Annotated in this window: 23 protein-coding genes and 1 pseudogene; 3 read left to right on the top strand and 21 right to left on the bottom strand. The window is 51.0% G+C overall.

The window, feature by feature from the left end; all coding sequences use genetic code 11:
• Positions 1–6 precede the first annotated feature (6 nt).
• The 20 genes from traF to R5268_RS18235 all read right to left on the bottom strand — a co-directional run bounded on the left by traF (position 7) and on the right by R5268_RS18235 (position 15218).
• Entirely contained in the window at positions 7–798 is a 792-nt protein-coding gene (gene traF / locus R5268_RS18330) for a type-F conjugative transfer system pilin assembly protein TraF (RefSeq protein ID WP_317420328.1), read from the bottom strand.
• Positions 795–2612: a type-F conjugative transfer system mating-pair stabilization protein TraN gene (gene traN / locus R5268_RS18325; protein WP_317420330.1), complete on the bottom strand. Its 1818-nt coding sequence runs from the start codon at positions 2610–2612 to the stop codon at positions 795–797. The genes traF and traN overlap by 4 nt, the downstream gene beginning before the upstream one ends.
• Positions 2605–3222, bottom strand: a complete 618-nt coding sequence (gene trbC, locus R5268_RS18320; RefSeq protein ID WP_317420332.1) for a type-F conjugative transfer system pilin assembly protein TrbC — start codon at positions 3220–3222, stop codon at positions 2605–2607. Before trbC ends, traN begins: the two co-directional genes overlap by 8 nt.
• 11 nt (positions 3223–3233) lie before the next feature.
• Positions 3234–4208, bottom strand: coding sequence for a conjugal transfer pilus assembly protein TraU (traU, locus tag R5268_RS18315; RefSeq protein ID WP_410795846.1), 975 nt, complete (start codon positions 4206–4208; stop codon positions 3234–3236).
• An 11-nt stretch (positions 4209–4219) separates the two neighbouring features.
• Positions 4220–4846, bottom strand: a complete 627-nt coding sequence (traW, locus tag R5268_RS18310) for a type-F conjugative transfer system protein TraW (RefSeq protein ID WP_317420335.1) — start codon at positions 4844–4846, stop codon at positions 4220–4222.
• The gene (gene trbI / locus R5268_RS18305; protein ID WP_317420337.1) at positions 4846–5277 is read right to left on the bottom strand and encodes a type-F conjugative transfer system protein TrbI; all 432 of its coding nucleotides are present in this window, start codon (positions 5275–5277) and stop codon (positions 4846–4848) included. The genes traW and trbI overlap by 1 nt, the downstream gene beginning before the upstream one ends.
• On the bottom strand, positions 5253–7943 hold the full coding sequence (gene traC / locus R5268_RS18300; protein WP_317420339.1) for a type IV secretion system protein TraC: 2691 nt from the start codon (positions 7941–7943) through the stop codon (positions 5253–5255). Before traC ends, trbI begins: the two co-directional genes overlap by 25 nt.
• Positions 7943–8470, bottom strand: coding sequence for a type IV conjugative transfer system lipoprotein TraV (traV, locus tag R5268_RS18295; RefSeq protein WP_317420341.1), 528 nt, complete (start codon positions 8468–8470; stop codon positions 7943–7945). The genes traC and traV overlap by 1 nt, the downstream gene beginning before the upstream one ends.
• Positions 8471–8474: 4 nt before the next feature.
• A complete protein-coding gene (locus tag R5268_RS18290; protein ID WP_317420342.1) occupies positions 8475–8735 on the bottom strand; it encodes a hypothetical protein in 261 nt (86 codons plus the stop codon).
• 296 nt (positions 8736–9031) lie between these two features.
• Complete coding sequence (locus R5268_RS18285; protein WP_317420343.1) at positions 9032–9241, bottom strand: hypothetical protein; 210 nt, start codon at positions 9239–9241, stop codon at positions 9032–9034.
• A gap of 110 nt (positions 9242–9351) precedes the next feature.
• On the bottom strand, positions 9352–9741 hold the full coding sequence (locus R5268_RS18280; protein ID WP_317420345.1) for a hypothetical protein: 390 nt from the start codon (positions 9739–9741) through the stop codon (positions 9352–9354).
• 89 nt (positions 9742–9830) lie between these two features.
• The gene (locus tag R5268_RS18275) at positions 9831–9995 is read right to left on the bottom strand and encodes a hypothetical protein (RefSeq protein ID WP_155402986.1); all 165 of its coding nucleotides are present in this window, start codon (positions 9993–9995) and stop codon (positions 9831–9833) included.
• Between the two features lie 10 nt (positions 9996–10005).
• Positions 10006–11388 (bottom strand): TrbI/VirB10 family protein, encoded by a 1383-nt coding sequence (locus R5268_RS18270; RefSeq protein WP_317420348.1) that lies wholly within the window; start codon positions 11386–11388, stop codon positions 10006–10008.
• A 1-nt stretch (position 11389) separates the two neighbouring features.
• On the bottom strand, positions 11390–12163 hold the full coding sequence (locus R5268_RS18265; protein WP_317420349.1) for a type-F conjugative transfer system secretin TraK: 774 nt from the start codon (positions 12161–12163) through the stop codon (positions 11390–11392).
• Entirely contained in the window at positions 12144–12716 is a 573-nt protein-coding gene (traE, locus tag R5268_RS18260; RefSeq protein WP_214183242.1) for a type IV conjugative transfer system protein TraE, read from the bottom strand. The genes R5268_RS18265 and traE overlap by 20 nt, the downstream gene beginning before the upstream one ends.
• Before the next feature lie 10 nt (positions 12717–12726).
• A complete protein-coding gene (traL, locus tag R5268_RS18255; protein ID WP_317420353.1) occupies positions 12727–13032 on the bottom strand; it encodes a type IV conjugative transfer system protein TraL in 306 nt (101 codons plus the stop codon).
• 28 nt (positions 13033–13060) lie between these two features.
• The gene (locus R5268_RS18250; protein ID WP_317420354.1) at positions 13061–13444 is read right to left on the bottom strand and encodes a type IV conjugative transfer system pilin TraA; all 384 of its coding nucleotides are present in this window, start codon (positions 13442–13444) and stop codon (positions 13061–13063) included.
• A gap of 245 nt (positions 13445–13689) precedes the next feature.
• Entirely contained in the window at positions 13690–13881 is a 192-nt protein-coding gene (locus R5268_RS18245; RefSeq protein WP_317420356.1) for a TraY domain-containing protein, read from the bottom strand.
• A 52-nt stretch (positions 13882–13933) separates the two neighbouring features.
• Positions 13934–14632, bottom strand: a complete 699-nt coding sequence (locus R5268_RS18240) for a helix-turn-helix transcriptional regulator (RefSeq protein ID WP_317420357.1) — start codon at positions 14630–14632, stop codon at positions 13934–13936.
• Between the two features lie 202 nt (positions 14633–14834).
• Positions 14835–15218, bottom strand: coding sequence for a relaxosome protein TraM (locus R5268_RS18235; protein WP_317420358.1), 384 nt, complete (start codon positions 15216–15218; stop codon positions 14835–14837).
• 469 nt (positions 15219–15687) lie between these two features.
• Here R5268_RS18235 and R5268_RS18230 point away from each other — a divergent pair, with 469 nt between their 5' ends.
• Positions 15688–16137, top strand: a complete 450-nt coding sequence (locus R5268_RS18230; RefSeq protein ID WP_317420360.1) for a transglycosylase SLT domain-containing protein — start codon at positions 15688–15690, stop codon at positions 16135–16137.
• Positions 16138–16375: 238 nt separating this feature from the next.
• Here R5268_RS18230 and R5268_RS18225 read toward each other — a convergent pair whose 3' ends face one another.
• Complete coding sequence (locus R5268_RS18225; protein WP_317420362.1) at positions 16376–17320, bottom strand: ArdC family protein; 945 nt, start codon at positions 17318–17320, stop codon at positions 16376–16378.
• Positions 17321–17662: 342 nt separating this feature from the next.
• On the opposite strand from R5268_RS18225, the gene R5268_RS18220 reads away from it, so the two are divergent.
• Entirely contained in the window at positions 17663–18145 is a 483-nt protein-coding gene (locus R5268_RS18220) for a hypothetical protein (RefSeq protein WP_317420364.1), read from the top strand.
• A gap of 66 nt (positions 18146–18211) precedes the next feature.
• Positions 18212–18299 (top strand): annotated as a pseudogene (locus tag R5268_RS18215) (IS200/IS605 family transposase); the annotation flags it as partial.
• Positions 18300–18607 lie beyond the last annotated feature (308 nt).

Genomic DNA, 18607 nt, shown 5'->3' with positions numbered 1-18607 from the left:
CTTCTGTTAATCAGCGGCAAAATCTGTCGCTATCTCAAGAAAACGGCGGGACAGCGCGTCCTGCGTCATAAAGCCGAACGCCAGCGGCTGATAGTGTTCAGTGGCAGGGTCAACCAGATAGAGTGCCGGAAAATGACTGACGCCCATTGCGGCGGCCTGTCCGCTGTCTGTCCGGGTGCCGGGCAGCGCGTCACTGCGTGCCCCGTCCATGCTGACCGGAATCAGGGTGATCCCGTTATCCTGCGCAAACTGCGCGACAACGGTGCTCATCTGACTGTCAACCGGCTCACGGCCCCGGTAAAACAGAAATAATCCGTAACGGCCGGACAGTTCGCGGACAGCCTGTTCCTCTTTCTCCCGGGTGGCCGCCAGCTGCAGCGGCACCGTGCTGTTGTAGTGGCTGTGTTCGAGGTTGTAATCCAGTGCGGGGTAATACAGCAGGGCTTTGCGGGCTGACCGCTCAAATTCGGCGGACTTCGTCAGCCAGTAACGCTGCAGGGACAAAAACCGTGCGGCATTTTCCGCACTGGGCACCATGATGGCCGTATCCAGTGCCTCCTGCGTCATCTTCTGCATCACTTTTTTCTGCACCGCCGCAGGCAGCGAGGACAACGGGACAGTGTCCTGCGGCGGCGGTTCGCTCTCATCGTCCTCCTCCGGCTGCGGTTCGTTATACCAGTGCCAGCCGGTCAGCGGGTCGTCCACATAGGTATGCGTCTGCGGCTGCATCGTACCGGGCTGCGCACCGGCAACAGCGGCACACAGACACAGCAGGGTCATCAGCGCGGATTTTTTCATGGCTGTGTCCCCCGCTGCAGATGGTTACTGATCTGCTCTTTCACACGGTCAATCAGCGCCTGGTCTGACGGGATATCTGTGCCGTTTTCCATATCCTCGTAGAAGTCCGCGAAATTAAGACGGCCGAAATCTATTGCCTGCAGTTCCTCAATGGAAATTCCCCGGCAGTCCGGATTACTGCCGCTGCCGAAGCCGATCCCCAGCTGCCAGCTCCGACCCTGCTCCTGGACAATTTTGGCAAGCTTACTGTCAAACACGCAGTAACCCTCTTTTTTCTGCAGACAGACACCGAGCACTTTTTTTGAGCAGTACGTACCGACATACACCGCCAGTTTGCGGTCTTTTGCCTTGCCGATAGCTTTTTCCTCACTGTCGCATCCGGCCAGTCCGACGTCATTACCCCAGCCGCTGTTTTTACAGCAGTTACTGAATCCGGCAGCCGCTTTGCGGCAGGACTGCCCCTGTCCGGTAAAGGCACGGACATTCACATCATTCAGTGCCGCCACATCCTCACCGGCAGCGGCCACCGCCGCCAGTGCGGAGACCGCGTGCTGAAAATCATTCACCCCGCCGCTGTTAATCTGGTTACATTCACCACTGGTGCAGACCAGATCCATACCGCACAACTGCCCGGCGGCACTGACTTTTTTCTCACAGGAAAAGACCGCCTGCTCCCGCAGACAGGCAGCGCCGGACTGTTCGGTACAGGTGGTTTTTGCCAGGGTACAGGCGGGATCTTTCATCAGCGCATCACAGGAGCCGTTATCCGCATCCTGGGAAATATAGTTGTCGGTATACTGCCAGCAGTCACTGTACACCGGGTATTGTTTACCGCCGTATTCCACGGTTTTTGTCCCCCCGGCTTCCGTACACTGCGTGGACAGTTTGACTTCCTGCGATTTATCGAACGGGCAGTTTTCAACCCATTCAGTATACGGCTCATACGTGACCTCTTTCTTATCAACCTCAATGGTCAGGGTGATGCGCAGCGGATAACTGGTGATACTCTGGACAGAGCCGTAACTGCCGGGATGTGTCACCACAAAATGTTCGCCCTGCCTGAAATCCCTTTTCACCGGGTAAAACGGGGCGGTGGTTGCATTGCGGGTGTTATACGTGACAGAGGTGCCGAAAAGATAAGAGGTCACCGTAGCCGCCCGGCCGAATCCTTTTTTGGAAGCCCAGACCGCGCCGGTAATTCTGCCCTCATACGGAAACACATAGGTGAAGTTGTCCCCGGAACGCGAGTAATGATCCGGATTACTGCCGCCATCCCCGAATGCCCAGGTTTTGGTTTCGGTTGTGGTGACAATCTTTTCCCTAAAGTTCACCACCGCTTTGCGCGTACAGGCCAGCTGTACCGCCGGTGACCGCTCACAGTAATGCGTGGTGATATCGGTTTTATCCAGCGTCACGTCTTTGCACGGGACAGACGTACCGCCGGTGACCGTTTCGGCATTATCATGCACCGCCAGCCCGTTACTGATAAACGGGGCATCCAGACCCGGTCTGTCCGGCGGACGGTTTTTGATAACGTCCATCACGGTTTTTCCGGCCTCCGTGTTATGGAGTGAATCCGTTCCGGCATTCTCAAGCCCCGGCGCCGCTCCGGCCTGCACACCGCCGTAATAGCCGCCCTCCGGCGGATTGGCGGTATACCCGGGGATCATCTCCTCCGGCTTCATGTTCTGAATGGTGCCGGTGCCCTGTCCTTTCTGCTCATGCGCAAAACGGGACCCGGCATCGTAATCACTCTGAGCACCGGCAAAACCGGCGGACAAACATAACAACAGCACCGTACTCCGGTTAATCATCGCGGCTCTCCTTATTCAGCAGCTGTTTCGCCGTGTCCGCACACTCTCCGTCACGGGCGACCGCTTCCAGTGCACTGCCGACTTTCAGGTTGCCGTACACCACGTCATACTGCTCCCCGCAGCGGACAACCAGCGCGGGCACCTGACGGATACCGAAACGGTCAAACGCGGTCGGATCAATCTGTACGCCGCTGTGTTCATTCTCCTTTGTCAGCCGGAATACGGCGGCGGCCGTTTTCCGGAAATCATTGTCAATCAGACCGTTAATCACAGACGGTATCCCGAATCCGGCCGCTTCCGGGATCATCAGTTTCAGGCCGTCTTCCGGCACGGAGAACGAAATCAGGTACAGCGCGTCTGACTGCGTGCGCGGCTGTGATGCCAGACTCTCCTGCTGACGGCGTTGCTGCAGCTGCGCGAGCCACGCCGCGTCAGGCTCACTGAGTTCACCCTGTGCGGCCGTTTCCGGGAGTGCGGGCGGCGCTTCGCGCAGGGACTGGCTTTTGTCGCGCAGCGACTCAATAAACTGCTGCTGTTCCTGCACCGTTCCGGCGGCGACCGCAAAGGCAGCCAGACCGGTCAGCAGCAGAATTAATCGTTTCATTTTCATCGGGATATCCCTCACAGAAAAACGCAGTTGCGTTTGCGCCAGATAAGGTAGCCGAAGTTTTTCCGGCTGGCCGGAGACGCGTGACCAACCTGCCAGCGCATGACTGACCGGCCGAAAGGATGACAACGTGTCGCATCCGGATACATATTCACCATCTGATAGCGGTAACGGTCTTTCGGCATAACGGGGGACGGGTATTCATAACAGACTGCTTTATTTTTGCCGATACTGTTCATGATCATGCCCTGCCGGTGCAGTTTGAACGCCATCCGCTCCGACAGCAGCACAGAAGACGCCTGCGGGCTGAACTCATTGGAGGTATAGCCGGTAAACGGGTACATGCTGCCCTGGGAACCGGCACACCAGAACAGGATATTGAGCGGTTTGTTAAAGGCGCTGGCAATGGCATCCGCCGCACAGGCACCCTGTGCGATGGGGTTGGCAAAGACAAACGCTTCCGGGGCAATCACCGAGGACAGCGAGCTGTCCTCCCACATCGGATCCAGTTCAGACAGGTAGCCGATATCCATATCCCCGCCCTGCAGACATCCGGCGGAGGTGATGATATTAAGCCAGTAGGTCAGCGGGTATTTGTACCAGTGGACATGATAAAACGCCCCCGGTGCCTCTTTGTCACTCTGACCGGCCGTGCCGCCGCCCATCTTGCCGATATTGAGGTTGACCCCGCCGAGATTCACCATGCAGTAAGGGGAACGGGTCACATCGGTGAGGGCAAACGGCTCCCAGTAACCAATCGCCAGCCCGACCCGCTGAAAAACAGGCGGAGGTGCAGGACAAATCTGGACAGGAGAGGTGGGATTTTCTGTATCCGGCTCGCTGCCGGAAAAAACTGTTTTATTACCTATAGTCATCGGAAACAGACAGTTCCAGCAGATATCGGTGATCGGGTTGACGAATTTTCCGGCACACGCCGGGTCAGCTTTCACCGGCGCGGTGAGGAAAAACACCGCAAAACCGAGCGCAATCCATCCTGTTTTCACGGCTGCCCCTCCGTCATGGCGGCGGACACAATCCGCAGCCGGTTACCTTCCTGCGTGACCACCGCCGGGATATAACGTATCCCCAGCTGTGACGTCAGCGCCCCGCCCTGATCAAAGTAAATCCGCGTGTTCAGGGTCTGCGTGGCCTCGCGGATATTGCCCCGGATCAGGATCACTTTGTAACGGACTGTGGCCGGTTTCTGTGCTTTCATCCAGGCGACCTGACGCGGGTCATCGGCATCGAGAAAATAGAGGGTCTGCGCAAACGCGATACTCTCCAGCGGATTCACCTGCTGCCCCTTACGGGCGAACACACGGCCTTTGTCGTCAGCGAGATCCTGTCTGACCGTAAAGGTCGGGTCATACCAGACGGTATGGGACTCCGTGTCAGTTTCCAGCCCCTCCACCGGTGCCGGGCGCAGGGTGTTCTCAGTCACGCGGTTTTTAAAGTCCTCCTGCCGCTGTGCCAGCTCGCCGGTCTGCTCCATCGTTTTCAGCCGGGTCTCAATCAGGGATAACAGACTCTGCTCCGCGACCGGCCAGACATCCCCGCGCACACCGAGATCTTTTGCGGACACACAGACCGGCAGCAGACATAACACCATCACAGGTAAACGCGGCATCACTCTCTCCCGTTCATTTTTTCCGCTATCGCCGTCTGAATATCCGCAGTGATATCGGGTGTGCCGGTGACCACGGCGGGAGTGACCAGAATGACCGCGTGATGAGACCGGCTGTATTCCTGCAGGCTGTCATTCATCGCATCCTGAAAACGGCGGCTGGTCTGTGCAATCTGCTCTTCCGTCAGCGGATGCTCCGCGCTGATTTGCTGTGCCATCTGGTCACGGAACTGATCCACGGTGAGGGTCAGATCAAACGACACCGTCACCGGTGCCAGCCAGCGGTGAACCAGTACCGATATCCCGGCACTGACGGCCACCGAGACGGCCAGAAAAAAACAGACAGCACGGATACAGTCATGACGGCGGCGACTGCGGCGCCGTGGTGGTTTTACCGGAGTATTTTGTGTTAATGCCGGGTTTGTGGCTGCCATTGTGATAACGCCTCCATTTCACGGGGAAAATTACGCTGCGCCAGCTGATACAGGGTTTCGTTGATGGTCATCCCCTGTTTCCGGGCATTTTCGCGGAACTCAAAGTCCTCACCGTTGGTTGAGAACATGACGCGGCTGAGGGGGTCAAGCAGCAGCCGGTGATAGGACACCTGACCGGAGATGCGCAGCATAAAGGCACTGAAATGCGCATCACGGGCAGCAGGGAATCCCTCTATCACGGCACGCTCGCTGACGGAGAACTGATCGGGGTTGTACTGGTTGTATTTGCGGAACGCTTCGGGGTTCTGTTTGAGGATGATTTTAAAGGACGAGTTAGACCAGGCGGCACGGGCGGCCAGACTGGCCTGCTCCCCGTCAAAATCCTCGATCCCCTGGGAAATGGTGATATACGCGCCGCCGTGTTTGCGGGCGGTGCGGTAGCCGTTCTCAATGAAGTCACCGACAAAGGTGTTCGTGCTTTTGAGCAGCCGCCAGCCCTCATCAATCGTGGCAATTTTTAACTCACTGCGCGGGGACAGATACATCTGCTGCTCAATGTAAATCATCATGGAAAACATGATGGCGGCCAGCAAATCCGGCTTGTTTTTGAGTTTCCCCATTTCCAGCACGGAAAAACGGACATCGTCTTTCAGGGCAGGCTCCGGATTGTTGAAATACTCCCCGTATATGCCCTCCGTGGTGTACTTTTTCAGGGAAACAATGATTTCCTGCATCCGGTGCCGGACAGTATCGGCATTATCAAAATACCCGCCGTCAATCTGCGCCTGCAGATGCAGTGAGACGTCATCAATCAGTGCCGAGCGGCCTTTGCTCTCCCACACCTCCTGCACGGCATTGAGCAGGATGGATTTGGAGGTGTCATCCATGCCGCCTGCCGGATTAGACAGCACCAGCAGCAGGTCGCGGATACTTTCCGCCGATTCCTTAATGTCGCTGATACCGGCGAACGGGTTGAATTTCAGGGTGGTGGCATCGACATACACACCGCCGACTGCCTCACACAACCCCTTGTAGGAGTCCCCGAGGTCAAGCACCCAGCCGCGGCCGCCGCCGTCCAGCACCTGGCGGATCATCGCCTGGATCAGAAACGATTTACCGCCGCCGGATGTCCCGCAGACCGCCATATTGTAGTTGTCGTTTCCGAGACCCGAGGCCGTGTCAAAGATATTCAGAAAAGACAACTGATTACGGTAAGACGGTATCGGCAGCCCGCGCGGCGAGATACGGTTATCGGCCACAACCGGCAGCAGGTTGGCGACATTAAAGGCTTCCGCCCGGAAGGTGGCCCCGGAGCGGCGCATATCTGACCACAACCCCTCCTGCATTTTGAACGGGAACAGCGACAGATAGTTGCGCAGCTGCATAAAGGTCGGGGAACTGACCGTCAGCCCGTTGCCGGTGAAAGTGTTCATCAGCGCCATTTCCGCCATCAGCGCCTTGTCATCATCATCCTCGCAGAACAGTGTGATCCCAAAACTGTACCGTGCCAGTGCCGACTGGTTTTTACTGAGCCGGGTGCGCAGCTCCCCCCACTCATCCCGCGCCTGTTTCACCCCCGGTATCCAGCTGGCGTATTTGGAGTTGGCACGGCTGTCATTGGTCATGAATTTGCGGTTGGCCTCATTCTGCGAGGCCACCAGGTCTTCCACCTCCGTGGTCAGCGTGATCGCAAACGGACAGGGCACGGTGGACGCCGGGTCTAACAGATTGCTGAGATTATCCCCGCCCTGCCACAGGGCAAAGCGGACCGGGTTTTTCTCGAGGGCATAATTCAGTATCCGGGTGCGGCTTTTCCTGCCGCCCGGCACCGACAGGGTCTGGCGCAGCGCGTCCGGCTCCACGGTTAGGGTCAGGGAACGGTCAGCCCCCTGAAAATTCAGCTCCTCATACGGGTCGAGTGCATCATCCGGCGGCAGGATCTGGTCATGACGGAAGTTAATCAGCTCACGGACCAGGCGGATAAGCCCCTTATCGTCCATCCGCTCCGAGGCAATACTGGCGCCGGACAGGGACTGCTGGATGATACTGAGGGTTTTGTTGACCGACTGAAAGGCCAGGGCATCCGGCTTTTTGCACGGTTCTGCGTAGCTGACAAACAACCGGTAATTGCGCAGGGTCAGCGGGTAGTCTTTACCGTTCGGGAAGCTGTTTAATGCCCCGTTCTCATAATAGGCCCGGGTGACAGCATTAAACTTATCCGCCATATCCCCTTTCCACTGCATGTCCTGCAGCCCGGACGCCAGCGTGTCACTGACACATTTGCTGCCGAGCAGCAGAAAGGTCAGGGGGACTTTGCGGGGCAGCTTGTTACGCAGAAAGTAGTCCAGTGCATCCACAATCTTGTCGTTGGCGCCAATCAGCGGGGTGCATTCCAGCACGAACCCGAGTGTGGTGTCATTGAGGAACAGCCCGGAATCCGGGTCGTACAACCGGTACGGCAGCAGGGTACTGAATGAGGGGTAATCCATATCCTCAAGGGCGGCATCCGCCCGCCGTTTGCCGTCCGGTTTGCGCCAGTCGGTAAAGAGTTCTTTCAGGGTATTCTCGTGCAGACCGGAGACCGGTTCATCCGTCTCCGCCTGCGGTTTGCCGGACACCCGGAACAGGTTTTTCAGGATGTCCATCACGGATATCTGTTCGCTCATCACTGATACTCCGCCCACTGACCGCGTTTCACGACAAAGGAGACGACAGACGGCTGATAAAAGTTGTCATGTTCATCAATCCATCCGGCGATCCAGACGCGGGCGGTCGGCGCGGGCTGATACACCGCCTGTGTGATGCCGGTGTCATTCAGGGCAGAGACACTGCCTGCGCGGTTCACCGTGCCGGAAGTGCGGCCGGTGACCGGCTGCGGGGAGACGGTGGTGCCGGATTTTACGGTCTGTGCCGTGGTCATCACCGGCGCCGGGCGCGGCGTCAGGGTGCCAGCCGGTGAGCCGGTTCCAGTGTTATCGTTACGAGCCTGAGCGGGCAGACGGACAGCTTCCGGCTGTGCCGGAACGGACTTTTTTGCCCCCGGCGCGGACAGGGACTGACTCTGCGCTTTTTTGTTCGCCTCCTCCATCGTCATGCAGGAGTCCTGCGCGGTGGCATTACAGTCAAAACTGCTTTTCATTCCGGCACAGCCGGACAGCAGGCACATACTGAATAAAATACATAAACGTTTCATACGATTATTTCTCCGTCTGTATTCCGTAAGGGTATTTAAGGTTAAGGGCATCAATAAATTCACTGACCGGCATACTGAGCCGCAGTGTTTCTCCCGTAATCAGTTCCACGACGGTTTCATCTTTTGTCAGTGTGCTGTTACGGGCGGTAATAATTAATGAGGTCTGAATAAGAAAGGTATCTTTGTCATTATCCGTGACCGACCGTAAATCATACGGACTGCACGGGGAAACCTGACTTTGTTTCATATTAATATTTTTTGTCATGCGGATGTTCTCTGTGTAATACAGGCAGGGTTCGGGGATTTATCACCTGACCTGATTACGGGGATGTGATAATTTAAATAACGGATATATCCGGGTAAGTAATACGGTATTAATAACCGGCTGATTACGGTGTATTTTCTTTCAGAGTAATGTTATTTTTCAGCAGACGCTTTATATTTACTAACCAGCTCATCGTAATTATATTTGTCAATATTAACGATTGTACCATCACAGTTAAGTTTATTGGTAGCTGACGAAAAAAAGCCATTATCAATATTAACCTCCAGTAATTTGCATTAATTCAAATAATAACCACCCTGTTTTCCCTGTTCCTGCTCCCTTGCCTGAATTACTTTGCTTAGCGGCTCATGATTAATAAGTGTAAGCCCAAAAGCAAATACTAACACTAATAAAATAATCACCGGTGCACCAGCATCGAAATCTATAAAACAAATGATTAAACCAATAATACTCAAACCTATAATAATATAACCAAAAATAACCATTATAACTTCCTCGCGAAGAGTAAATACAATTACGACTTTATGTTAAAATCAATAAATTTTTGTTTACAAGGAATATAAATCATAATATTAACGTCATTTCAGTCAGAACATCATCCCTGCGGGTTACTGACAGATTTATTGTATGCCCTGATGGCATTGTCATACTCTGCCGCATCAATCTGCAGGATGGTTTCATTACATTTAATAATATTGATTTCACCGGAAATGCTCCCGCCGGATAACACCAGAGGCGTACATTCCTCACTGTAATACTTGCCTAAACTCTCCTGATAAGGATTTTCTTTATAGTTGGTTATATCACTAATAAACCCTCCGAAAACAACCAAGATATTACCAACAAGCACTACAACAATAACCAAAATACCGGCAGCGGCGACACAGAAGCTTATTAACCTACATGTTTTTCCCTTACTCCATAAATATATCAATGTGGTTATAGCGCCAAGAGCAGAACCAATAACCATAACTATTATTATCATATTTACCTCAGAACAAAGTTAATATTTTATTTAAATCTGATTGTACCCATAACCGATAATTTTTATATCGGCATTAATATAACAGCGCCTTAACCGGCCTGAATATCGGACTGAATATATTTACCCGCCAGCACCGCAAGTCCGCCGACTGATAAGGCAAACATCACCACCTCAGCCGGGACGCCGGGAACATACAGTGATATCAGGAAGAAAATAAGCCCTGTTAAGCACTGCACAAGAGTGACCACATTCATCACCGCCCCCTTATTGCGGATAACCGGACGGCTGCGAATACCCGTAAGCGGGTGCAGGTGCCGGATTTGAAGGTACAGGTGAACCCAGGTTCAGCTCACGCAGGGTTTCTTTTGAAACCGAGATCCCCTGCTGTACCGCCTCTTTCACCGGCGCTCTGGCCGCTTTCTTTTTCTTCACATCGGCAAATTCCAGCTGAAACCCTTCCTGAAACACCACGGTCACATCGACACCGGCACCAACCGGGATCACCGGATGGTACTGCTCTGCCCGTCTGATGAAATAATCGGACAGGGTTTTGCCGACCTGAGAAGTTCCGGAGCCTAACCCGGCGCGGGCAACATCCCCGAACGAGGTGGTATCCGCCGCCCCGATACCGACTGTGGTCTGACCCACTTTGCCGATACCGCCGCCGATGGCATCAATCGCACCGCCCGCAAAGGCATATCCGATCATTTCCCCGTTGCGGATCACCGGCTCCCCTTTGATACCGTTTTTCCCCATAAAGGAAATGTGTCCCTTAAACGGCATGTCCACGGTATGACCAAACAGTTTGCAGGACAGCCGGTCGGTTCTCACCAGTGCCCGCTCACTCGAGATATCCCCGTACACCCCGGCGGTGACCATGCAGCCGCGCAGATCGTATTCCTCATTGTTCGCCATCAGTACCGGCCCGGTGAGACGAAACTGCATCGGGGACGGATTACTGTTGCCGGTGACTGAGGCATTGGCATCCGCCCCTTCAATAATGACGGCCTGCGCAAAACTGCCGGACGGGATATACGGCAGTTCCGGGACAGCGGCTTCCGGCTCCTTATCGTCCTCATACTCAATCGTCACGGAAGACAGACCGCGACCCAGATCCGGATTCACGACAAGCTGACTCTGCGGGGCGGCATAGCCCTGCCCGCCCGGATAAAAGGCGGTCGGCGGCGGGATCACCGGCTGACTGGCTCCTGCGTTCGGTGACGGCATACTGCCTGCCGGAAAACCGTTACCGCCGGTATCCGATGTCGGAAATGCCCGTTCACTCTGCAGCTCTGTCAGCTGCTCCTGCAGTACGGACAAATCCTTTTCCTGCTGCTCTATCTTGTCGCGGTAGGCTTTGTTGGTCTGCTCCAGTTTGTCGATACGGCCGGAAAACGCCCGGATTTTCTTGTCCGCCTCAGACGCGGTTTCCTGCAGGTTTGCCACGGCGGCACCCTCCAGTTTTTTGTCAAACGAGGACGAGACCACACCGGTCATATTGGGAGCGGGTTTCGGTGCGGCTTTTGCCGCCGGTTTCACCGGCTGCCCGAGATACCAGGCAACACCGCCGACGACACTCAGTCCGCAGAGTACCGCTATCAGTACTACCACCTGTTTACGGCGGGTTTTCACATTAATATTCGCCATCTCAGTTATCCTCCCCGCTCACCGTCAGCCAGACCTGTGCGGTGGCACCCGGTTTCAGCACAGAGACAAACGGGTGGATCATCACCGCCCGCACCCCGTCTGCACGGAACAGCCGTTCAGGCACCGCAGCTGCTTTCACCCCGGTATTGCGCAGGGTGACCTGATAGATACGCAGCAGACCACCGTTCCACATTTTTTCAGCCTGTACCGTCAGCGGGAACGGCAGAGACAGCGGCGGCAGCGGAGTCACCGGCGCACTGACAAAGCCGTCCGGCAGCTGACCGTTAAGCACCCCTTTCTGTAAGGCAATCAGCGTGTCCGGGTACGCCTGTGACCGTTCCCAGCGCTCTGCCGGTTTGCTGACCGCCGGACGGTCTGAGATAAACTGCAGCACCCGGCCGTCCTGCTTCTGCGGCACCGCCACCACGGAGACGGTCAGTCCGCCTGCGGTGCGCAGATAAAAGGTGAACGGTTCAGTCTGTGCCGTCATCAGCACCACACCGCCGCTGGCATTACCGGTAAGTGACTTCAGGCCATCGTTCAGAAATATCCCGGACGCACTGTCCACCGCGACAATACGGTCACCCGGTACGAGCAGCATATTGGGCTGCGTGTTGCTGAACGCCACTTTCACCTGACTGTCTGCGGTCACCGGAATCCGCACCGGTGGTTGTGTCACCGGCGCACTGAATACCGGTAAGGAAAACAGCAGACCGGCACAGAGCAGCAGGCGCGGCACCATGCTGACCGGCGGGCTATTTTTTCTTTTTCTCATCAATTATTTCCTTAAAATCACGGATGGTGGTCAGCCCCCGGTCATATTTCAGCTCCAGCCGGAGCCGTTTTTCCTCCGGCAGGGACTTCCGGTTGCCTATCCAGGTCTGCAGCGTGCCGGTGATATCCGCTATGCCCTGATCGGGATAGACATCAAGGCTGCTGATATAAAACGCTGAGGTCACGTTGTTGTCGGTGATGATCCGCGCTTCGTCGGCCAGCGCATCCTGCATCTCTGTGCGGCTGTCTTTGTCCACGAACCGCAGTACCGCTTTGTGATTGGCACGCACCGTTTCCGGTGACACGTTGTAACGCAGGAAAATCAGGGACTGTGCCGTCTGCTCAAGGTAATTGGCATCCGCATGGGTGCGGCTTAAGGTGAACGGCGTATCAAAAAACATCGGGATATAGGTTTCCTGGCGGGAATTAATCAGGGTGTCTATCCGCATCCAGGCCAGCAGGTTACCGGCAAGGCTGGTTATCAGCAGAAAGACGAGGGTAATGAAGACCAGGGAGATAAAACGGTTAGCCGATTTGGCAGCGCTCAGTTTCATTGCGAAACTCCTATCTCAGCCAGAGCCTGAACGCGGACTCCGGAATGACTTTATAAAGACCTCTGAAACAGTAGGCAGGCAGATACCAGTAGCAGGCATTGAGCAGCCAGGTGGTTCCCCGCCCCTTCTTGAAATACCTCAGTCCGAACCAGAGCAGAGCGCCGATCACCAGTCCGGCAAGATGCTGACCGTCCAGAAATCCCCATCCCATCGGGATGCCGATAACGGCGGTTTCATCCAGCGGCAGTCCTATCGGACGGCTCTGCTCCGTGAGAGTCTGAGGAAAACTGAAACGTTTAATACGCTCCTCTTCCATCAAACTGTTCCTTATACGTCAGGCTGTTTCAGCTGCCTGCACCGGAACGGGAGGAGATGATAGAGAAGATAATTTTGGTGACCACAATAAAGACCGGGATCATCAGAAAAGTGGCCGGGTTGTGGTTACGCAGGTAAAGAATAAAGACCAGGATAACTTCGGCCAGCATGAAATAATACATCATGGTGGAGTTTTCTCCGAAGGTATCCGATGCATCCTGTTTACCGGCCGCCGTTAAGTCTGCTGCATTGGCGACACCACGGGCAGCCAGCCAGAGCGCCAGCGGTGCGGCCACATATCTGAACAGGGTTTTGGCGGTTTTGTTGTTAACGGCCGCCAGCGCACGGGAAAAAAGCCCTTTTTTGACTGCCGGAACAGCCGCGTTATTATTCATTACAGAGGTTTCACTCATTGTAATATCCTTTTGAGTACACTGAAAATAGGATGCGGTAACCATTATTACCGTCATCGTCCGGGCAATATTACCCGGCATATTTCCCGTATATGGCGTGAACAGAAATATGTCGTGTAACACTGCGGATTTCAGGCAAAGCTACCGCCCCGGATTTGCAACACCTGTTTTCAGGCAAAGCGTTACCGTTGCTGTGAAATACAACAAATAAGGATAAAAACTGAAATGATATTATTTTTTAAATTTTAATATTTCGTCAGTAACTGCTGATAATGCCCCTCAATATTATTTACAGAGCGGAGACTTTCAGATAAACGGATAATTGCCTCAATAGCCTTTGTGCGTTTTGACTGTCTGGCGGATTCAGTCAGTAAGCGGTTGGTTTCGGCAGAAATCGAAATACTGATCGTGACCGGACGGTATTCATTCTGTTTCATAAAAGCCTCAATGGATAAATAAAATTTAGCTTATGGATATAAGCAACAGCCGTCAATACGCAACCTGCATATGTTTTTTTATACAGTGCTCTTTAATAAATAGAGAGGGTATATAAAGATTCCATCCAAGATAGTGAGCTAAATGGATAAATAACTCCCGTTTGAAAATTGCTAATTTTTGAATACCAAGTATTTTTTCAATATATTTTCTAACAGAATTAAGTTTAAGATTCAAAATCTCAGAAATTTCCTGTGTTGAGAAACCATTAATCAAAAGCCAACCAATTGCCCACTCCTTTTTTGTTAGCACTGACAGAGGATTACTATCCTTTAACCTATTTACCTGAAAATTAAAATCCAGCTCATTGCCAAAGGAATCCTTCTTATTGAAATTACATGAATTAAATAAAAAGTGATATAAGTCTGATGTCAGTATTTTGTAACATGAATGTAATAAGCAAGAATTTCCATTATAAATTACAGGCGTTTTATAAAGGTAGTGAGGTGAAAAAACACCATAGTTCTGGTCTTCAATAAAAACTGTAGATAAAAAAGGAGAGTTACTGTAGATAGGGGTGTTTTTTTGACTGTAGATGTGTACCTCAAGATCAAAATCACAATTACTTACCAGAACGTTTCCATCATGGTCGAAAACCATCCAGTAAGCAGCTTTTTTTATAGCATCATGGATAAATGACCTAAAAAGATCTTGAGATCCGAAGGATAGATCAATAGCATGTTCATCAGACATGTAACCTGCTCCTAAAGCTAGGGGTTATGTGTTCAGCTCAGTAGGAAAGTTACCGCTTTCTTACTGAGCGAATTCTCAAATTGTAAATCACATAAAATATAACACACACTAAAGTCAAATAACAATAAATTTAATTGCTATGCTTCACATAATGACGCACGGATAAAACGCGCTTTTCTATTATGAATTATTCTAATAATGTTCATTTATCAGGGAACATTTCCACAAGTAATTGTTGTGTTCTGCTTTTAAATTCTTCCACATATTCGCGATAGTTGTATCGGTTATCACCGGATATTTCCGTCAGGTCAAACATCATCTTAAACATAACCTGAATACATTGCCGGGATTTTGATAATTCCTCAATAACCTGACGTCTATATCGTTCTTCAAAAGTTAATCCGTCATCCCCTTCTTTTTCTTTCTCCAGATTTTCAACAACCCTTAAACCGATTTCCAGCAGCTCAGAACCTACACTGGAGATATTAGCCTCACTGGCTGAGGCGCCTTTATTACGTCGCTTATCGACAAGCTCACGGATACCATCCAGTGTTTTTTGCTTCATATATATATGTTGACGAGGCATGATGTTATTTCCCTTAGCATTTTTAGCCGCCCTTTGTGGGCTTTGATGTAAAAAACCAAAGACCACTAAAAGCCCACTCAAGAAAGCTGTTAAAATGGATACTTTAAATTCAGTATATTACAAAGCCCATAACCAGCCCACTTATTTTTAATAAAAATTACATATCATTGTAATTAAATGAAAAACACACATAAAAATCCTGATTAGCCCATAAGTAAGGTCTAATCTGAACACATGAATGGGCTTTGATTTTGAAAAACACGAAAAAAAACGCAAAATAAAAAGTATAACTACATGATTTAAAGATAAATTCATGCAAATTTTAAATTTGCGTAGTGTGTGGGAAACTACTTTCAGATAAGACTATTTTGTATCTTGTACCTTGCGTGTATTCACAAATAAAAACCTGCTTCCGTTTTTTGGTAAAAAATGCTGTAATCCATGAAAGTTAGTCACTGACGGGGATATTATGAAAACACTTTTCACATTATTTTCAGCATTGATGTTTCCTGCCCTGTCAGTTGCACAGGATTGCTATGATCTTGCCGGTCGTGATTACCATATTGATCCGGATTTATTAAGGGCTGTCTCATTCAGAGAGTCATCATTTCGTACTGATGCCCTTAACCGGGTGTCTGATGAAAAATATGCTGTTGGTCTAATGCAGATCCATTCTCAGAATTTTAATGAACTCCGAAAATACGGCATTCAGGAAACTATGCTGAAACATGATCCCTGTATGAATATTTATACCGGCGCTTATTACCTGGCTAAATTCATTCATCTTGAAAAAGACATCTGGCGGGGTGTGGGTGCTTACAATGCAGGCAGGAAAAAATCACCGGAGCAGGAGATTAAAAGACAGCGTTACGCTGACGAAATTTATGTCATCTACAGAAATATAAAAAATAGTCATTAATGTATTGACTGCACCCATTGGTATTATTATTCTGATGGCGATAAAATTTTGTCTGGTGGTTTTATCAGGTCGGGGGAGTTTTCAGCCCCCGATCATTCAAAGATAAAAATTATGATTACTTTTAATAGCATTTTATTTTTTCCGATGGTTTTATAATTTCTTTCCTTATCTGTAAAATCAACCACTGCAACGATATTTCATCACAGTGGCAACTTTGTCAGATATCACAGGATTCTTATTACAATTCTCTCAGATACCGGTGTGCTTTTGATGCTGCGCTCGCAGCTTTAAATATAAAACGCTTATCATCATTCAGAGCTTTCAGCCAAGATGATATATAGCTTTCATGCTGCACATCACCGGTTATTCCCAAATCTGCCATTAAAAACGCACAGCCTAACTCTGCGATCAGTTCCTCAAACGCATATTTTTCTGAACCGTATTTACCGCCCTTCTCTCTATTTAAACGGGATTTCGCCCCTGTCCAGTGAATTAATTCATGACTCAGTGTCGCATAAAAATCAGCAGCATTATTAAACCGGAACCTTTCAGGTAAATATATTTCATCGGTAGACGGACGGTAAAATTCCTGTATGCCTTTCTCTGTAATTTTGGCACCACTGCGGGCGGTCAGTGCTTCGGCTTTTTCTATGGGATCAAATGACGCAGCCGGTAATGCTGCATATTCAACCGCTAAATTATCGATCTGCTGCACATTAAAAACGGTAAATGTTTTCAGCATCGGAATATGTTCAGTCTCTCCGGCCTCGTTTTCTTTTTCCAGCATTTTGTAATAAATAATGGTGGTGCCGTGCTCGCCTTTACGAACCTGACCGCCCTGCTCTGCCGCCTGTTTATAAGTCAGCCACCGGGGATCTGTATAGCCCTGCTCCGCTGCACTGCTCCACAGCAGCATAATATTAATTCCGCTGTAAGCTGTGCCGGTTGAAAAATTAGTTGGTAACCCGGAAGCTGCGCCGCTACCTGTCCACGGACAGACCCAGGGTTTTACGCCCGCTTCCAGCGCCCTGATGATGTTATCTGTCACCGTCTGATACATGTCCGGTTTTGCTTTGCGTTTTGCACTTTTCGTTTTTGAGGAGCCTGACTGCTCCAGCGGGGATACGCTGGTCGCCGCTGCGGGGTTAGGGACAGTAGTTTGGGTGAGCTGATTCATAGTCATAGCATTTTCTCCGTCAGTGTGAATTTCGTCTTCGTATCGCCTGACGGTTCGTCATCCCTGTTTTGTTTCGCAGTACAAGGGCGCGCAGCGTTTATATACCCTTGTACTGCGAAACAAAACAGGGAACGATTACCGGAAGCTGATACGGAGGTGAAATGAAACACAGGAGAGAATGACGGCCGGGTCACCCGGACGTACTGCCCCTTACACTGCGGGGGCGAAATGCTTTTGACCCAGAAGTTTGGCTATTTTAATCTCTCCGGGTCTAATTCCCCGCCGCTTGCGGCGATAATCTGTTAATGCTAATGTATGCGTACATTAGCATTAACAAGGGCATGAGGCATGAGAGATGAAACCAAAGAGGCCATGCGGTTGTTTATCGGTGGCAGATGTTACACGGTGGCGAACCTCGAAAGGGATTATCTGGCCGAAGTGACCGGGTACAGTGACGACCGCTGGGAAGCTCCGCAGCGTGCCGCACGTCTGGCGGCCGCGGTCAAACGCTACAAGACATCAGAAATGTTGCGCTTTATTTTTGCTACCATCGCATACGATCCTGACCCGGACTTAACCCCGCTGACCGTGAAGCGGCTGTGTAATGCTCTGTTTGGCAGAACAGGGAGCCAGTGGCTGATTGTTGAAGTATTCGGGGAAAAGGGGCGGCAGCACCGCAGCGCCGACAGCACCCCGGAGGCCGTGGAAAAAATAGCCGCCAGATACCGCCGTGCAGCTGGACAGCACTGGACGGCAACGCTGGCCGAAATTGAACGAGTAAAGCGGCTTTATCAGGTGGGAGTTAAGATATCCAGAAAAGAAGAGGATTAATTGCCCATAATATCAATACTAATGTATGCGTACATTAGCATTAATATAGATTAAGGATTTTATCGGATGAGTGAATACATACACAAAAATCATAATGTAACCGTATTTCTGTATCACATAGTACTGCCTGCCAAGTATCGCCGCGCTGTTTTTGATGATCGCATTGATTTTATTTTAAATAACGATATGCCTTGAAATTCAGGAACGCTATGTTCTGTTCTGAAATACCCTGCAGCTTGCAGCGGGTTGTTTATTATCAAAAATGTTACTCCTATAACCATATGAATATAATGAATTAATTTTATAAAAATCTATATATCCCACAATCATACAAGTACAGGATTACAGGATTACAGGATTACAGGATTACAGGATTGCAGGATTACAGGATTGCAGGATTGCAGGATTGCAGGATTGCAGGATTGCAGGATTGCAGGATTGCAGGATTGCAGGATTGCAGGA

The organism is Morganella sp. BCCO 40_0007 (assembly GCF_032989665.1).
Classification (GTDB): Bacteria; Pseudomonadota; Gammaproteobacteria; order Enterobacterales; family Enterobacteriaceae; genus Morganella; species Morganella sibonii.
The sequence above is the reverse complement of the archived record's forward strand: the minus strand, read 5'-3'. Positions and strand labels throughout refer to the sequence as shown.

What these genes read in the sequence shown, in the direction of transcription:
- R5268_RS18280 (WP_317420345.1), bottom strand. Translation starts at nt 9,741, where the DNA reads ATGATAATAATAGTTATGGTTATTGGTTCTGCTCTTGGCGCTATAACC.
- traW (WP_317420335.1), bottom strand. Translation starts at nt 4,846, where the DNA reads ATGCCGCGTTTACCTGTGATGGTGTTATGTCTGCTGCCGGTCTGTGTG.
- traN (WP_317420330.1), bottom strand. Translation starts at nt 2,612, where the DNA reads ATGATTAACCGGAGTACGGTGCTGTTGTTATGTTTGTCCGCCGGTTTT.
- traF (WP_317420328.1), bottom strand. Translation starts at nt 798, where the DNA reads ATGAAAAAATCCGCGCTGATGACCCTGCTGTGTCTGTGTGCCGCTGTT.
- traC (WP_317420339.1), bottom strand. Translation starts at nt 7,943, where the DNA reads ATGAGCGAACAGATATCCGTGATGGACATCCTGAAAAACCTGTTCCGG.
- traV (WP_317420341.1), bottom strand. Translation starts at nt 8,470, where the DNA reads ATGAAACGTTTATGTATTTTATTCAGTATGTGCCTGCTGTCCGGCTGT.
- R5268_RS18250 (WP_317420354.1), bottom strand. Translation starts at nt 13,444, where the DNA reads ATGAGTGAAACCTCTGTAATGAATAATAACGCGGCTGTTCCGGCAGTC.
- traE (WP_214183242.1), bottom strand. Translation starts at nt 12,716, where the DNA reads ATGAAACTGAGCGCTGCCAAATCGGCTAACCGTTTTATCTCCCTGGTC.
- R5268_RS18270 (WP_317420348.1), bottom strand. Translation starts at nt 11,388, where the DNA reads ATGGCGAATATTAATGTGAAAACCCGCCGTAAACAGGTGGTAGTACTG.
- traL (WP_317420353.1), bottom strand. Translation starts at nt 13,032, where the DNA reads ATGGAAGAGGAGCGTATTAAACGTTTCAGTTTTCCTCAGACTCTCACG.
- R5268_RS18225 (WP_317420362.1), bottom strand. Translation starts at nt 17,320, where the DNA reads ATGACTATGAATCAGCTCACCCAAACTACTGTCCCTAACCCCGCAGCG.
- R5268_RS18235 (WP_317420358.1), bottom strand. Translation starts at nt 15,218, where the DNA reads ATGCCTCGTCAACATATATATATGAAGCAAAAAACACTGGATGGTATC.
- R5268_RS18220 (WP_317420364.1), top strand. Translation starts at nt 17,663, where the DNA reads ATGAGAGATGAAACCAAAGAGGCCATGCGGTTGTTTATCGGTGGCAGA.
- R5268_RS18240 (WP_317420357.1), bottom strand. Translation starts at nt 14,632, where the DNA reads ATGTCTGATGAACATGCTATTGATCTATCCTTCGGATCTCAAGATCTT.
- R5268_RS18290 (WP_317420342.1), bottom strand. Translation starts at nt 8,735, where the DNA reads ATGACAAAAAATATTAATATGAAACAAAGTCAGGTTTCCCCGTGCAGT.
- R5268_RS18285 (WP_317420343.1), bottom strand. Translation starts at nt 9,241, where the DNA reads ATGGTTATTTTTGGTTATATTATTATAGGTTTGAGTATTATTGGTTTA.
- R5268_RS18265 (WP_317420349.1), bottom strand. Translation starts at nt 12,163, where the DNA reads ATGAGAAAAAGAAAAAATAGCCCGCCGGTCAGCATGGTGCCGCGCCTG.
- R5268_RS18230 (WP_317420360.1), top strand. Translation starts at nt 15,688, where the DNA reads ATGAAAACACTTTTCACATTATTTTCAGCATTGATGTTTCCTGCCCTG.
- trbI (WP_317420337.1), bottom strand. Translation starts at nt 5,277, where the DNA reads ATGGCAGCCACAAACCCGGCATTAACACAAAATACTCCGGTAAAACCA.
- R5268_RS18275 (WP_155402986.1), bottom strand. Translation starts at nt 9,995, where the DNA reads ATGAATGTGGTCACTCTTGTGCAGTGCTTAACAGGGCTTATTTTCTTC.
- R5268_RS18245 (WP_317420356.1), bottom strand. Translation starts at nt 13,881, where the DNA reads ATGAAACAGAATGAATACCGTCCGGTCACGATCAGTATTTCGATTTCT.
- trbC (WP_317420332.1), bottom strand. Translation starts at nt 3,222, where the DNA reads ATGAAAATGAAACGATTAATTCTGCTGCTGACCGGTCTGGCTGCCTTT.